Origin of the sequence: Nocardia sp. CA-084685 (assembly GCF_050955785.1) — a bacterium.
GTDB lineage: Bacteria > Actinomycetota > Actinomycetes > Mycobacteriales > Mycobacteriaceae > Nocardia.
Window position 1 is genome coordinate 7,906,106 of sequence record NZ_CP192094.1, and the last position, 15,385, is coordinate 7,921,490.

General features: G+C 66.0%; 14 protein-coding genes and 1 pseudogene. 11 read left to right on the forward strand and 4 right to left on the reverse strand.

Annotation, left to right across the window (positions count from 1 at the left end; genetic code table 11):
* Positions 1-22 precede the first annotated feature (22 nt).
* The gene (locus ACQP2U_RS35205; protein ID WP_433711461.1) at positions 23-1,099 is read left to right on the forward strand and encodes a magnesium and cobalt transport protein CorA; all 1,077 of its coding nucleotides are present in this window, start codon (positions 23-25) and stop codon (positions 1,097-1,099) included.
* 3 nt (positions 1,100-1,102) lie between these two features.
* Here the strand turns inward: ACQP2U_RS35205 and ACQP2U_RS35210 are convergent, their stop codons facing one another.
* From ACQP2U_RS35210 to ACQP2U_RS35220, 3 genes are read right to left on the reverse strand one after another with little or no spacing between them, the layout of a single operon-like run.
* Positions 1,103-1,684: a suppressor of fused domain protein gene (locus ACQP2U_RS35210; protein WP_433711462.1), complete on the reverse strand. Its 582-nt coding sequence runs from the start codon at positions 1,682-1,684 to the stop codon at positions 1,103-1,105.
* Positions 1,685-1,688: 4 nt separating this feature from the next.
* The gene (locus ACQP2U_RS35215) at positions 1,689-2,180 is read right to left on the reverse strand and encodes a general stress protein (protein WP_433711463.1); all 492 of its coding nucleotides are present in this window, start codon (positions 2,178-2,180) and stop codon (positions 1,689-1,691) included.
* Positions 2,181-2,192: 12 nt separating this feature from the next.
* On the reverse strand, positions 2,193-3,149 hold the full coding sequence (locus tag ACQP2U_RS35220) for an HpcH/HpaI aldolase/citrate lyase family protein (protein ID WP_433711464.1): 957 nt from the start codon (positions 3,147-3,149) through the stop codon (positions 2,193-2,195).
* Between the two features lie 64 nt (positions 3,150-3,213).
* On the opposite strand from ACQP2U_RS35220, the gene ACQP2U_RS35225 reads away from it, so the two are divergent.
* The 9 genes and pseudogenes from ACQP2U_RS35225 to ACQP2U_RS35265 all read left to right on the forward strand — a co-directional run bounded on the left by ACQP2U_RS35225 (position 3,214) and on the right by ACQP2U_RS35265 (position 12,898).
* Positions 3,214-4,521, forward strand: coding sequence for a magnesium transporter MgtE N-terminal domain-containing protein (locus tag ACQP2U_RS35225; protein ID WP_397035959.1), 1,308 nt, complete (start codon positions 3,214-3,216; stop codon positions 4,519-4,521).
* Complete coding sequence (locus ACQP2U_RS35230) at positions 4,511-5,104, forward strand: DUF1003 domain-containing protein (RefSeq protein WP_433711465.1); 594 nt, start codon at positions 4,511-4,513, stop codon at positions 5,102-5,104. Before ACQP2U_RS35225 ends, ACQP2U_RS35230 begins: the two co-directional genes overlap by 11 nt.
* A gap of 117 nt (positions 5,105-5,221) precedes the next feature.
* Positions 5,222-6,688 carry a lytic murein transglycosylase gene (locus ACQP2U_RS35235; protein WP_433711466.1) on the forward strand — a complete coding sequence of 489 codons (1,467 nt, stop codon included), beginning with the start codon at positions 5,222-5,224 and terminating at the stop codon, positions 6,686-6,688.
* Positions 6,689-6,828: 140 nt separating this feature from the next.
* Positions 6,829-7,692, forward strand: coding sequence for a lytic transglycosylase domain-containing protein (locus ACQP2U_RS35240; RefSeq protein ID WP_433711467.1), 864 nt, complete (start codon positions 6,829-6,831; stop codon positions 7,690-7,692).
* A 20-nt stretch (positions 7,693-7,712) separates the two neighbouring features.
* Positions 7,713-8,849, forward strand: coding sequence for an Mrp/NBP35 family ATP-binding protein (locus ACQP2U_RS35245; protein WP_433711468.1), 1,137 nt, complete (start codon positions 7,713-7,715; stop codon positions 8,847-8,849).
* An 821-nt stretch (positions 8,850-9,670) separates the two neighbouring features.
* A pseudogene (locus tag ACQP2U_RS35250) lies at positions 9,671-9,940 on the forward strand (DivIVA domain-containing protein); the annotation flags it as partial.
* Between the two features lie 1,184 nt (positions 9,941-11,124).
* On the forward strand, positions 11,125-11,703 hold the full coding sequence (locus ACQP2U_RS35255; RefSeq protein ID WP_433711469.1) for a DNA-3-methyladenine glycosylase I: 579 nt from the start codon (positions 11,125-11,127) through the stop codon (positions 11,701-11,703).
* A gap of 180 nt (positions 11,704-11,883) precedes the next feature.
* On the forward strand, positions 11,884-12,051 hold the full coding sequence (locus ACQP2U_RS35260; RefSeq protein ID WP_011211259.1) for a DUF3117 domain-containing protein: 168 nt from the start codon (positions 11,884-11,886) through the stop codon (positions 12,049-12,051).
* A gap of 16 nt (positions 12,052-12,067) precedes the next feature.
* Positions 12,068-12,898: a putative RNA methyltransferase gene (locus ACQP2U_RS35265; protein WP_433711471.1), complete on the forward strand. Its 831-nt coding sequence runs from the start codon at positions 12,068-12,070 to the stop codon at positions 12,896-12,898.
* Here the strand turns inward: ACQP2U_RS35265 and glgA are convergent.
* Positions 12,874-14,043, reverse strand: a complete 1,170-nt coding sequence (gene glgA / locus ACQP2U_RS35270) for a glycogen synthase (protein ID WP_433716685.1) — start codon at positions 14,041-14,043, stop codon at positions 12,874-12,876. The two genes, ACQP2U_RS35265 and glgA, sit on opposite strands and share 25 nt — an antisense overlap.
* A gap of 125 nt (positions 14,044-14,168) precedes the next feature.
* Between glgA and glgC the strand changes: the two genes are divergently transcribed.
* Positions 14,169-15,383, forward strand: a complete 1,215-nt coding sequence (gene glgC / locus ACQP2U_RS35275; RefSeq protein WP_364344358.1) for a glucose-1-phosphate adenylyltransferase — start codon at positions 14,169-14,171, stop codon at positions 15,381-15,383.
* The last annotated feature ends 2 nt before the right edge of the window (positions 15,384-15,385 follow it).

Here is a 15,385-nt window from a genome sequence, read left to right on the forward strand (position 1 = left end):
GCACGCGACGTAGCATCGGTCGGTGCCATCGATTCCGCCGCTGCCGTCGTTCCGCGGCCAAGCCAGAACGGCCAAGCAATTGCCCCGCATACCGGTGCCGACCGCGCGCGCGATAGTCGATTGCGCGGTCTACATCGACGGCCAACGGCTGCCCGGCCGGTTCAACCATGCGGAGGCGTTGGCCGAGGTCGACAAGCGCGGCACCGGGTTCGTCTGGGTCGGACTGCATCAGCCCGACGAGTACCAGATGGGCGATATCGCCGAAATCTTCGACCTGCATCCACTGGCCGTCGAAGACGCCGTGCACGGCCACCAGCGACCGAAACTCGAGCGCTACGACGACACCCTGTTCCTCGTGCTGCGCACCGTCAGCTATGTCCCGCACGAAATCCACAGCATCAGCGAGATCGTCGAGACCGGGGACATCATGGTTTTCACCGGAGACAAATTCGCGGTCACCGTGCGCCATGGTGAGCACACCGGATTAGCCGGTGTGCGAAGGGAATTGGAAGAAAGGCCCGATCAGCTCAGGCTGGGTCCCGGTTCGGTGTTGCACGTCGTGGCCGACCACGTGGTGGACTCCTATATCGATGTCGCGCAGGCGGTCGAGAACGATATCGACGAGATGGAAGAGGAGGTGTTCACCCCGCGCACCACCGTGACCATCGAATCGATCTACCAACTCAAACGCGAGGTCGTCGAACTGCGCCGCGCGGTCAATCCGCTGCAGCTGCCGCTGCAAATGCTCGGCCAGAAAACGGACCTACCACTGCCCAAGGAGATTCGGCGCTACCTGCGCGATGTCGCCGACCACCACACCGCCGTCGCCGAGCGCATTACCGACTTCGACGAATCGCTGAGCGAATTGGTCAGCGCCGCACTGGCCAAGATCGGCGTGCAGCAGAACACCGATATGCGCAAGATCTCGGCCTGGGTCGCCATCGCCGCGGTGCCGACGATGATCGCGGGCATCTACGGCATGAATTTCACGCAGATACCGGGGCTGGAATCGGCCTGGGCCTTCTGGCTCGTCATCACCGTGACGCTCGCCATCTGTGTAGGGCTGTACGTCAACTTCCACCGCAACAACTGGCTCTGAGAACTACAGCGACGCAGCGCCTCTCGCGGGATCGTGCACATCGATTCCGGCCTCCGCCCACGCATCACGCAATGCCTGCGCACCGCGCACCCGCACCCAGGCCGCCTCGGTCGCGGTCACCGGAACCACCGCGAAGTACCGCACCGGTTCGGCTGGCTCGGGCAGCGCGACTTCGGGAATATCGCTGTCTCCCAACAACACCGCGGTGAATGGCGCGTCGCGCCACATCGGCTCGCCCAGATCGAGCAGCGCATCCGCTTGCAGCACAACGCCTTCCACCGCGGGAGCCGCGACGAGTACGCCGAGGGTGCGGGCGAGTCCGGAACTCGGGCCCACCCCGGCACGCAGCGTCAGCACCAGTTCGGCCCGCGGCCCGCGCACCGGATCGGCATGCAGGTCGCCGGGATCGCCCATGGGGTGACGCGATCCGCCGAGAGTCACATAGTGCACCAGTTCCCCGCCAGGAATGCGCAGGATTTCGATGGGCTCGAGACCGAGGAAGGTCACCGATGCGGAGTCGACACCTGTCGAGGCGGCACCGAAGTGATCCAGCACCTCGGCGCGGACCTTGTCCACAACCTCCATGCGCTCAGATCGCCAACCGCGCCAGCATGTCCCGAGCCTGCTCGGCCGACTTCGGGTCGCACAGCACGTCATAGCGGCCAGCCACCAACTGCATGGTGGAGGCGAAGTCGCGCTGTCCCCTGGTCGCCGCGTACGGGATCGAGGTGGAGATGACGCCGAAGATGACGCCGCCGACCAAACCGACCAGCACCGGGGCGAAACCGCCGCTGGTAGTGAACAAGCTCAGCAGCAGACCGAGGAACAGACCGAGCCACGCGCCCGAAACAATCCCACCGCCGATCACTTTGCCCCAGGTCAGTCGGTACAACACGCGCTCGACCTGCATCAGGTCCACGCCGACGATGGTCACGTCTTGCACGGGGAACTGGTTGTCGGCCAGGAAATCGACAGCCTTCTGGGCCTCGGCATAGGTCGGATAGGAGCCGACCGGCCAGCCCGATGGCGGCGTCGGCAAGCCCTGGCGCGCGCGATTCGAGTTCCCCAAGGGATTCGTCATATCTCTATTCTGCTATTCCTGGCCGGAGTTCGGGGGTGTGAAACGCGTGGTACGCGTCATCCCCGCCGCTCGGCCCTTGTCTGCGATTACCTGAGCCATCTTGGCGCTGGCCTCATCGATCATTTCGTCGCCGAGCATTACCGCGCCGCGCGCACCGCCTTTTTCGGAGGTGTGGAAGGCGTAGGCATCCAGAATCAACTCGGCGCGATCGTAATCGGCCTGGCGCGGGCTGAAGATCTCGTTCGCTGACTCGATCTGTCCGGGATGCAGCACCCATTTGCCGTCGAAACCGAGTGCGGCGGTGCGCCCGGCCGCCCTGCGGAATCCATCGATATCCCGAATTTGCAGGTAAGGGCCATCGATTGCCTGCAGCCCGTGCGCACGAGCGGCGAGCAGGATGGTCATCAGAATGTGGTGGTAGGCATCGCCGGTGTCATAGCCCTCAGGTTGTTCACCGACCACCAGCGTGCGCATATTGATACTGGCCATGAAGTCGGCCGGACCGAAGACCAGGGTCTGCACCCGCGGGCTCGCGGTGGCGATCTCATCTATATTGCGCAACCCGATGGCGTTCTCGATCTGTGGTTCGATACCGATCCGTCCGATCTCGAGCCCGCTGGCCTTCTCCAATTGGGTGAGCAGCAGATCCAGTGCCCGCACCTGACCGGCATCGGTCACCTTCGGCAGCAGAATCGCGTCCAGCGCCGCGCCCGCCCCCTCGACCACGGTGATCACATCGGCGTAGGTCCACTGGGTGGTCCAATCGTTGACCCGTACCACCCGCAGTTGCTCACCCCAGCCGGTGTCGTTCAGCGCGGCCACGATATTCGCGCGGGCCTCGGCCTTCGCCGCGGGTGCGACCGCATCCTCCAGATCGAGAAATACTTCGTCGACCGGCAAGCCCTTGGCCTTATCGATCATCTTCTTGCTGCTACCGGGGCAGGCGAGCACCGAGCGGCGCGGCTTCATGATCACTCCCGTCGATCGTGGCATGGTGCGAATACCGGTCCGCGCACCCTCTAACCTGACAGCCATGGCAGCAACCAGGGTGTACGTCGCCAGGCTGGCCGGGCTGGTGGTACTCGGCCCGGACGGCGAGTCTATCGGCCGCATCCGCGACGTCGTCGTGGCCATCCGCTACGACCGCCAGCAACCGAGGGTGCACGGTCTGGTTGTCGAATTGCCGTCCCGACGGCGGATTTTCGTCCCCATGTTGCGGGTGACCACAATTGAACCCGGTGTTGTCGCGCTGAATACGGGCACGGTGAGTCTGCGACGCTTCACCCAGCGTCCGGGCGAGATGCTCGCCCTCGCGCAGATCGTGGATTCTTCGGTGCGCGTTGCTGATCCGGATCTACCCGACCTCGCCGATGTCGATGTGCTCGTGGTCGACCTGGGGATCGAACAGAGCCGGACCAGGGACTGGCGGGTGACCAGGGTCGCGGTGCGCGGACATCGCAGGCTCGGCCGCCGCCGGACCGTGCACGTCGTGGACTGGTCGCAGGTCAGCGGGCTGACGCCGTACGAGATCGGCAGGCCGGGCCAGGATGTCACCCAGCTACTCGAGCAGTTCGAAGGCCTGCGTCCCGCCGATGTCGCGCATATGTTGCGCGAACTGCCGGAGAAACGGCGCATCGAGGTGGCGATCGCGCTCGACGACGAGCGACTCGCCGATGTCGTCCAGGAACTCCCCGATGACGACCAAGTCGATCTGCTCGGTCACCTCGAGGTGCGTCGCGCCGCCGATGTGCTCGAGGCGATGGATCCCGACGATGCCGCCGACCTACTCGGCGAACTGCCGAAGGGTGAGCGCGAATCGCTGCTGGCACTGATGGATCCGGAGGAGTCCGAACCGGTCCGCAGGCTGCTCGAGCACTCCCCCGATACCGCGGGTGGTCTGATGACACCGAAACCGGTGGTGCTGACCCCCGCCACCACCGTTGCCGAAGCGCTTGCCCGAGTACGCAATCCGGATCTCACACCCGCGCTGGCCACCATGGTGTTCGTGGTGCGGCCGCCGACGGCAACGCCGACCGGCCGCTTCCTCGGCTCGGTGCATTTGCAGCGACTGCTGCGCGAACCACCGGCACACCTGGTGGGCGGCATCCTCGACACCGACCTCGCCCCACTGCGTCCCGATGCCCCGCTCGGTGCGGTGACCCGTTACTTCGCGACCTACAACTTGGTCTGCGGCGCAGTGGTGGACGAGGAGAACCATCTGCTCGGCGCGGTCAGTGTGGACGATGTGCTCGATCATCTACTACCGGAGGATTGGCGCGAGCAGGAAGATACGGGCCACGACGCGGTCGTCGGACATGAGGGGGTAGCCGATGCCGAGTGAGAAGAATCCGGCGCGCCAGCGGCTGGAAACGCCGCTGGAATCGCGGTTCCGCTTCGACTACGACGCCGAGGCGCTGGCCCGCTCCAGTGAGCGGGTCGCCCGATTCCTCGGCACCGGACGGTATTTGGCGATCCAGACGATGGTGGTAATCGTCTGGATCCTGCTGAACGTCTTCGTAATCGCGCTGCGCTGGGACCCCTATCCGTTCATCTTGCTCAACTTGGCGTTCTCCACCCAGGCCGCGTATGCCGCGCCGCTGATCCTGTTGGCGCAGAACAGACAAGACAACCGCGACCGAGTGTCGTTGGAGGAGGACCGCACTCGCGCCGCCCAGACCAAGGCCGACACCGAATTCCTTGCCCGCGAGCTCGCATCGCTGCGGATCGCGATCGGCGAGGTTGCTACGCGCGACTACCTGCGCAGGGAATTGGAGGAAATGCGAGAGATGCTGGACCGGATCGAGGCCGCGGGGTCATCCGAGCCGGGGTCGAGCCCCGATAAACCCGCGAAGGCCGTTCGCAAGAAAAGCTCCGGCAGAAAGCAGGGCACAGTTCAGGTTTCACCGCCTGTTGCTGACGATTGACAGGAAATGCTCAATAACGTTCTGACCCACGGGTAACCTGGACGACGTTGTCCCGAGCGAAGGGGCAGGGATGTCCCGGACAGGCGCTCTCACGACGTAGAGGATTGGTGTGGCCGAATGCGAATCTCTGCTCCGATAACCGTCTCGGCCCTGGTCGTCGCTGGTCTTGTGGCCACCGGCTCGGGTACCAATGCCACGCGGACCACCACTCCCGACACCGCCCCCGAGGCCTTGCTCGCGGCGTCAACCGGCGCGTCCGGCACCGACGGAACATCCGGCAACACCAGCGACGCCGCATTGTCCCGGACAGTTGGTCTCCTTTCGGTAACGCCGGAAGCACCCCGCAAACTTCGAGCAATGACTCCGCTTGCCGATGGCACCCCGCCGTTCGCGGGTTCGGTGCCGTTGCACGACATCGCCCTGCCCGCGACCGGCGGCGCACTCGGCATCCCGGAAATCGTGCTCGCGGCATATCGCAATGCCGAACTCGCGTTGGAATCCTCGATGCCGGGCTGCGGTCTGTCGTGGAGCCTGCTTGCCGGAATCGGGCGGATCGAATCGCTGCACGCGGGCGGCGGACGCACCGATGCGGCGGGCACCACCGTGACGCCGATCTTCGGACCCGCGCTGGACGGCTCGCTACCGGGCAACGAGGTGATCAAGGCGGCCGACGGCAGTGCGGTGCGCGCGATCGGGCCGATGCAGTTCCTGCCCGGCACCTGGAGCCGGTACGCCGCCGACGGCAACGGTGACGGTGTCGCCGATCCGCACAATGTCTTCGACGCCTCGCTCGCCGCGGGCAAGTACCTGTGCTCGGGCGGGTTGAATCTGCGCGATCCGCAGCAGGAACTGCGTGCGGTGCTGCGCTACAACAACTCCCTCGCCTACGCCGCCAATGTGCTGAGCTGGTCGGCGGCCTACCGCACCGGCGGCACGCCCAGCCAGGTGAATATCTCTCCCGACCTGATCCCGCCGGGTACCGCGCCGATCACCACGGGCCCGGACATGCTGGCCGCATCCTCGGCGGCACCGACGACCACAACAACCAAGCCCGAACTTCCCTCGAACACGGTGATCATCCCGACACCGACCGAGGTGATGATCACCATTCCCGGTCTGCCGCCGATCCCGTGTGGCATCTTCTGCCCGCGGCCGGTACCCAAGCCGCCGTGCGATCCGCAGCAGGTGGCTCCGGCGCAATTGCCAGCACCCGGCGATCCGGCACAGTCGCCCATCGCACCCGCGCAGACCTTCGGTGCTGCCGAAAACGGTGAGCCGAAGGATCCCGGGCAGCAGGACCAGCAGCACCCGGATCAGCAGCAGCCGCAGCAGCAACCCGCCAATTGCACTCCGGCCCAACCCGATGCGGCCCAGCCCGTGCCCGCACCGAATCCGCAGAATCCGGCGCAGTCGCCGGGCGAAGCGCCGCAGAGCACCCCGGAGAAGACACCCGAGCCCGGCGTGGCCGAGGCTCCGGAGCCGACGCAGACCGAGACAGCCACCCCGCCGCCCGCCCCGGGCATTACGCTGCCGTTCGGCATCGTGATCCCCTTGCCCGCGCCCGCACCGGCCCCGCAGGGCTGAGACCAGGGCCGATAGCTAACGGACTACGCCACACCGAGACCTGATAACGAAGCAGTAACAAAAAGGTCTCGGATGCGGTACTCTCTTCTTCGTCCATCACGAAGGGCTCGTTATCGAGTCAATGGGAGGGTCACCGCACAGTGGGGCGTCACCGAAAGCAGTCGCCAGCGACGATCAAGCGCAGTTCCGTTATCGCATTGACCGGATTGGTTCCCGCTGGACTGGTGGCTGTCGCCGCGTCCGCGGGCACCGGCGATCCGACCGCATCTTCTGTCCTGCAACACATTCCGGGGGACGATCAAGACGACCAAGCGGCGAGACTTTCGGTCGCCGCGGAACCTGCGGCGACCGAATTCGTCGCGAACGCAATGGCAAAGCAGGCACCGAGTGCACCGCCGATCGTGAAAACCGTTGCGCTGCCGGATGGTAGGCAACCGGCTGCCCTGCCATCCGGCCCGCTCGGCATTCCCGGCGTCGCCGTCGCGGCTTATCAGAACGCCGAAAACATACTCGCCGCCGAGAATCCGGTCTGCGGAATGCCATGGTCCATGCTCGCCGGTATCGGTCGGGTCGAATCGACGCACGCCTTCGGCGGTAAGGCCGATGCGGACGGCAATCCGCTGACACCGGTCTACGGCCCGGTGCTCGACGGCAGCCTCTCGGGCAACCACGTCATTCGCGATACCGACGGGGGCGCGCTGGACGGACTCAGTGGATACGACCGGGCCATCGGCCCGATGCAGTTCCTGCCGGAGACCTGGAAGCGCTACGGCGCCGACGGCAACGGCGACGGCATCGCCGATCCGCAGAATCTGTTCGACGCGGCACTGACCGCAGGGCGGTACCTGTGCGACGGCGGGCTGAATATGCGCGATCTCACCCAGCAGACCCGTGCAATCCTGCGCTACAACAACTCCATGGCCTATGTCGCGAATGTCATGGCGTGGGCCGGGTCCTACGCCTCCGGCATCGCACCCAAGCCCGGTGACCTGCCGCGAATCTGACACAACGTAAAATTCGTGCCATGCCAGTGGTAACGGAAGCGGATGTGCGGGGAGCCCTCGCGAAGGTCGACGACCCGGAGATCCGTAAACCGATAACCGAACTGGGCATGGTGAAGAGCATCGCGATCGGTGCCGATAGCAATGTCCATATCGAGGTGTACCTGACGACGGCGGGCTGCCCGCTGCGCACCGAGATCACCCAGCGGGTCACCAAGGCGGTGGCCGACGTCGCGGGCGTCGGCGCGGTCACGGTTGACCTCGATGTGATGAGCGATGAGCAGCGCACCAATCTGCGCAAGCAGTTGCGCGGAGACTCCGCCGATCCGGTGATCCCATTCGCCCAGCCCGGTTCGCTCACCCGCGTGTACGCGGTGGCCTCCGGTAAGGGCGGCGTCGGAAAGTCCAGTGTCACGGTCAATCTCGCCGCCGCGATGGCCGCGCGTGGACTGTCCGTCGGTGTGCTCGACGCGGATATCTACGGCCACTCGATTCCGCGGATGCTCGGAACCGACGCGCGCCCGACTCAGGTCGAGCGGATGATCATGCCGCCGCAGTCGCACAATGTGAAGCTGATCTCCATCGCGCAGTTCACCCAGGGCAATACGCCGGTGGTGTGGCGCGGTCCGATGCTGCACCGGGCACTGCAGCAGTTCCTCGCCGATGTGTTCTGGGGCGATCTCGATGTACTGCTGCTGGACCTGCCCCCCGGCACCGGCGATGTCGCGATCTCCATCGCACAGCTGATCCCGAATGCGGAGATCCTGGTCGTCACCACCCCGCAGCCCGCGGCCGCCGAAGTCGCCGAACGCGCCGGTGCGATCGCGCTGCAGACCCGGCAGCGGATCGCGGGCGTCATCGAGAATATGTCCTGGCTCGATCTGCCCGACGGCACCCGAATGGACCTTTACGGTTCCGGCGGCGGCCAATCCGTCGCCGACCGCCTCACCCGAGCCGTCGGAGCGAACGTGCCACTGCTGGGCCAGATTCCGATCGAACAGCGCCTGCGCGAAGCAGGCGACGAGGGCACCCCGATCGTCTTGTGCGATCCGGAGAATCCGGCTGCGAAGGCACTACTCGAGGTCGCCGACAAACTCGCGGTGCGGCGCCGCGGACTCGCAGGCATGTCACTCGGAATCGACACGACACGCCACCTCTAGCCAGAGGCCATACCTGCGGCTGAGACGTTGCCGCCGACAAACCACGACGCGCCGACACGAATTCAGGCACGCCACCCTGAATCGACACGACGCAGCGGTCCACCTCACAAGCGCCACTTGTCACCACAGGCCACACCGGCCACTAACCCGCTGCGGACAAACTCACGACTCCCAAGCACGCCGCACCGAATCGACACAACGCGGCGGTATCCGCGACCACCTCATTCCTCCGGCACGCCGACACTCGCACGCACGCCGCTCAGAATCGGCACGACACGCCACCTGTGGCCCGAGGCGCACCTATCACTGCGGACCACACTGTAACCGCTGCGCACCTGTCAAACGCGGACCGTCCCACATGTCACTGCAGGGCACAGCTGTCACTGGGCGGGCCGCAGGGCCGCACCGTCACCGGGGGCCGCTCGTCACCGCCGCGCACAGCTGCCACCCGGGCGCCACAGCTGTCACTGCGGTTCGCGCCGTCAGAGTGCGCCACAGTAACGAAGCGGGGTGATATTGCCGACGCCCCTGCGGCGCCATCGCGATGGCGTGGCCACTGTCAGGCCCAGGCCCTGTGTCGACTCGGATGGACCGCGGCGATGCGCAGCTCGGGCTGCCGATGACATGGTCGCTCGCAATTCGAGGTCCAACGCCCCCGCGGCGCCATCGCGATGACGGTCAGGCCCAGGCAATGCGTCGACTCGGATGGACGGGGCGATTTGCAGCTCGGGCTGCCGATGACATGGTCGCCGCAATTCGAGGTCCAATTTTCGCGGGCGGGCGGATGTCAGGTGTCGGCGTGGGCCAATAAGCTCGGGGACATGCTCACCCTGCTGTTGTACGTGCTGATTGTCGGCTTGGTCGCCGCGGTGCTGTTCCTGCTCGCCAGTGCGGTCTTCGGGCGAGCCGAGGAACTCGGACCACTGCCCGAGGGAACAACGGCGACCGTGCTGCCCGCCGAGGGCATCAGTGGCGCGGATGTGCGCGCCCTGCGCTTCCAACAGGTGGTACGTGGCTATAAGGCCGGTGAAGTCGACTGGGCGCTGACCCGCCTCGCCGCCAGAATCGACGAGCTGCAACTCCAACTGGCCGAAGCGCGCGGCACTCATGCCCCGAGCGTCGAGCTGCCGAAGCAGCCAGCCCAGCCGAGCCCGCCATACCAACAGCCCCAGGCACCGACCGCGCAAAACGGCACCACCACCCAGCCCCCGGCCCCGAACGTCCGGCCGCCCCAGGGCCCCACTGTCCCGCCGAACGGCTCGATTCCCCAGCAGACACCGACCGTCCAGCCACCTGCGCCCCCACGGCATCCCCTGACCACCCCGCCGAACAGCACAACCCAAACACCCACCGCACAGCCATCAGCCGCCCCGCCCCAGCCGCCGAGTGCTCGGCACGCCACACCCCTCCAGCCGGACGACACGATTGCTCAACCAGCACCGACCGGCACGATCACCCAGCCCCCAGCCCCGACCGTCCAGCCCCCCACTGCCCCGCCGAACGGCTCGGTTCCCCAGCAGACACCGACCGTCCAGCCGCCTGCGGCGCCACCACATCCGCTGACCACCCCGCCGACCGGCACAACCCAAACACTCACCGCACAGCCATCAGCCGCCCCGCCGCAGCCGATGACCAGTCGACCGAACGGCTCAACCGAAGCGGCGCCGATCGCACAGCCTTCAGTCGCCCCACCCCAACTGCCGACTGCCGGGCAGACCACGACCGTCCCGCAGAACAGCGCGATCGCCCAGCCGCCAACTACGCAGCCCACTGCCACCCCGCAGGCGGCCGCACAGCACGGCCCGAGCCCACTGCAAGTCCCAACCGCATCGCAGACGCCGACCGTGCAGCAAGTCCCAGCTGCACAGCACGTCCCGGGCGTGGAGCACGGCCTAACCGCACAGCAGACCCCAGCGGCACGCCAAGTCCTCAGCACACAGCCACCCCCGACGACGCAACAGTCCCCGACCGTGCAGCAACCCCCGACGACGCTGCAACTCCCGACTGCCCAGCAAGCCCCAGGCGTCGAGCATGGCCTAATCGCACAGCAGGCCCCAGCCGCACAGCAACCCCCAGCCACAGGCCAAGTCTCGAGCACACCGCAAGTCCCTGCGACGCAACAGTCCCCGACCGTGCAGCAACCCCCGACGACGCAGCAAGTCCCGGCTGCACAGCAGTCCCCGAACGCACAGCACCACCCAGCCGCAGACCAAGTCCCGGGAACGCAGCACGGCCCGTCCGCGCAGCAACACATGCGGTTCGGGGTGGGCCAGTAATGACGGCAGAAACCGTGTCCGGGTCGGCGGCGACCGAGTCCGATGGGAAGATCCGTTGTCCGTGGTCGGAGGGGTCCCAGCTTTACCGGGATTATCACGACAACGAATGGGGCAAACCGCTGCATGGCGATGACGCAATGTTCGAGCGGATGTGTCTCGAGGCATTCCAATCGGGGCTGGCGTGGATCACCATTCTGCGTAAGCGTCCGGCCTTCCGTAGCGCATTTGCCGGGTTCTCGATCGAGCGTGTCGCCGCCTTCGGGGATGACGATGTGGCGCGGCTATTGACCGATCCCGGTATCGTCCGCAATCGGGCCAAAATCGAAGCGTCGATCGCCAACGCCCGAGTGGCCGCCGACCTCGATATCGGACTGGACGAGTTGAGCTGGTCCTTCGCACCGGCCGCCCGGCCGCGTCCGCGCGTGATTGCCGAGGTGCCCGCGACCACCCCCGAATCCATAGCTCTGGCAAAAGAATTGAAGCGGCGCGGGTTCCGCTTCGTCGGTCCGACGACCGCCTACGCGTTGATGCAGGCGACCGGAATGGTCGATGACCACTTGGTCGATTGTTGGGTCTGACGAGGACGGCCCAACACAGGCCGAGCGGTCACATTTCGAACTCAGGTATCCGTCCACTCCGGCGATAGGGAAGAATGGGACGGGTGTAGCTCGCCAAATGCCGGCGAGCTCACTAGTTGGTGACAACTGGAGTTCCAAGAAAGTGCGCAGCATATCGCGCAGATCTGGAGGGAGCAGAGGATGGCGGCCATGAAGCCCCGCACCGGGGACGGTCCCCTCGAGGCAACCAAGGAAGGGCGTGGAATCGTGATGCGGGTTCCACTCGAGGGTGGCGGGCGTTTGGTCGTTGAGCTCACGCCGGATGAAGCGGCAGCGCTCGGTGACGAACTGAAGAGTGTCACCAGCTAATCCCACACTCGCTGATGTGGCCGGTCTGCTGGCCTGTCCCGATTGCGGTTCCGAAATGGAGTCGCAAGATCGGGTGCTGCGCTGCGGACGCGGGCACAGTTTCGACATCGCCAAACAGGGTTACGTCAGTCTGTTGACCGGTGCGTCGACGAAGATGACCGGCGATACGTCGGCGATGCTGGACGCGCGTGCCGCGTTCCAGGTCGGGGGACATTTCGCGCCGATCGCCGATGCGGTGGCCATGGCCGTCGCGGCCGACGATCCGGTGCTCGACGGTGCCGCCGTGCTCGAGGTCGGTGCCGGAACCGGTTACTACCTGGCCGCCGTGCTCGATGCCGTCCCGGCCGTCGGGATCGCCTTGGACGTGGCCAAGCCCGCGGCCCGACGCTGCGCCCGCGCCCATCCGCGTGCCGCCTCGGTACTGGCCGACGCCTGGCGCGGACTGCCGGTTCGAGATGGTGCGTTGCAGCGGGTGGTTTCGGTATTCGCACCACGTAATCCGAGCGAGGTCGCCAGGGTTCTTACTTCCGATGGCCGCTTCGTCGTCGCCACACCTACCCCACGCCACCTGGCTGAACTTATCCGGCCACTCGGCATGGTTACGGTCGATCCGGATAAGGAACGCCGTCTCACCGACGCCATGTCCGGCCACTTCGACGCGGTAGACCGCACCGTCGTCGAATATCGGATGCAACTCAGCCGCACCGATATTCGCAACGTGGTGGCGATGGGCCCGTCCGCCCACCACGCGACCAACCACCTGGATGCCCTACCGGACACGTTCGAGGTAACCGCCTCGGTCCAGGTCTGGACCTACCAACGTCAGAATTTGCGAACCTGGTCGTAGATCGCAACGGTTTGGGCGGCGATCTGCAGCCAGTCGAATTCAGCGATGGCACGGTGTCGTCCGGCCGTCCCGAATTCGGCGGCGAGCACCGAATCACCGGCGACCTCGTTGACCGCTTCCGCCAGCTCGTGTTCGTACTGCTCCGGCGCATTCGCGTCGTAGTGCACCAGACGACCCGTCTGTCCGTCGACCACCACCTCGGGAATGCCGCCGACATCCGAGGCGACCACCGCGGTCGCACATGCCATGGCCTCGAGATTCACGATTCCCAGCGGTTCGTAAACCGAAGGGCAGACGAACATCGTGGCCGCGGCCAGGATCTGGCGGATCTGCTCGGTCGGCAGCATTTCGCGCACCCAGAACACATTGCCGCGCGCCGCGCTGAGTTCGGCGACGGCCGCGGCCACCTCGGTTTCCAATTCGCGGGTGTCCGGCGCGCCCGCGCACAGCACCAACTGGATCTCCGGATCGAATTCGCGGGCGGCGGCGAGCAGATGCCCGACGCCCTTCTGCCGGGTGATGCGACCAACGAAGGCCACGATCGGCCGATCGGTCCGCACACCCAATTCGTCCAGAATCGGGCGAGATCCCTCGGCGGACGGTCCCGGATGCCAGACGGTCGCATCGATGCCGTTGTGCACCACGTGCACCCGGTCCGGATCGATCGTCGGATAGGCGTCGAGCACATCGTGACGCATACCTTCGCTCACCGCGATGATCGCGTCGGCATATTCCACGGCATTGCGCTCCGACCAGGACGAGAGCCGGTAGCCGCCGCCGAGTTGTTCGGCCTTCCACGGCCGCCGCGGCTCCAAAGAATGCGCGGTCAACACGTGCGGGATGCCGTAGAGGGACGCCGCGAGGTGTCCGGCGAGCCCGGTGTACCAGGTATGCGAATGCACCACGTGCACGTCACCGGCGGCATCGGCCATGCGTAGCTGGGCCGACATCATCTGCATCGCGGCATTGGCGGCGTAGAGCATCGGATCCGGTTGGTGCACCACGGCATCGGTGCGTTGCACACCCATGCAGTGCACGGTCACCTCGCACAACTGCCGTAACTGCGCGGCCAACTGGGTGACATGGACACCTGCCCCGCCGTACACCTCGGGGGGATATTCGCGCGTCAACATAGCAACGCGCAGCCGGTCGTGATCGCCGGCTCCCGCCCCCGCACCCCCGCCGCCCGTGCCGAAACTCACGGCTTCAAACTAGACGTTCACTTCGGCATGGGCCACCTGTACCCGCCTCGCGCGGTAGTTTGGCAGGTGTGAGGAGCCAGCCGCACGTACTCGGGATCGTGCTCGCCGGTGGCGAGGGTAAGCGCCTGTTCCCCCTCACCGCGGATCGGGCGAAACCAGCAGTTCCCTTCGGCGGTGCCTATCGACTGATCGACTTCGTACTCAGCAATCTCGTCAACGCGGGCTATCTACGCCTGTGTGTGCTCACCCAGTACAAATCGCATTCACTGGACCGGCACATCTCGCAGACCTGGCGACTATCGGGTTTCGCCGGTGAATACATCACGCCGGTGCCCGCCCAGCAGCGGCTCGGTCCGCGCTGGTACACCGGCAGCGCCGATGCGATCATGCAGTCGCTCAACCTGATCTACGACGAGGATCCGGACTACATCGTGGTCTTCGGCGCGGATCACGTGTACCGGATGGATCCGGAGCAGATGGTCCAGCACCACATCGACTCCGGTGCGGGCGTCACCGTCGCGGGCATCCGCGTGCCGCGCAGCGAGGCGAGCGCGTTCGGCTGCATCGACTCCGACGAGTCCGGACGAATCACCCAATTCCTGGAAAAACCCGCGCATCCGCCGGGCACACCGGACGATCCGAACGTCACCTTCGCCTCGATGGGCAACTACGTCTTCACCACCAAGGTGCTGGTCGATTCGATCCGCGCGGACTCCGACAACTCCGATTCCGATCACGATATGGGTGGCGACATCATCCCGGCGCTGGTCGCCGCGGGCGAGGCCTCGGTCTACGACTTCGCCGATAACGAGGTGCCCGGCGCCACCGAGCGCGACCGCGGCTACTGGCGCGATGTGGGCACCATCGATGCCTTCTACGCGGCCCATATGGATCTGGTCTCGGTGCATCCGGTCTTCAACCTCTACAACAAGCACTGGCCCATTCGCGGTGCGGCGGAGAATCTGCCGCCGGCCAAGTTCGCGCAGGGTGGTCTCGCGCAGGAGTGCGTGGTCGGCGCCGGTTGCATCCTTTCGGCCGCGACCGTACGCAATTCGGTGCTCAGCTCCAATGTCATGGTCGACGACGGCGCGACCGTGGAGGGCAGTGTGATCATGCCCGGCGTCCGGATCGGGCGCGGCGCGGTGGTGCGGCGCGCGATTCTGGACAAGAACGTGGTCGTCGGCGAAGGCGAGATCATCGGCGTGGATCTGGATCGGGATCGGGATCGCTTCGCGGTCAGCAACGGCGGCGTGGTGACCGTCGGCAAGGGCGTCTGGGTCTAGCC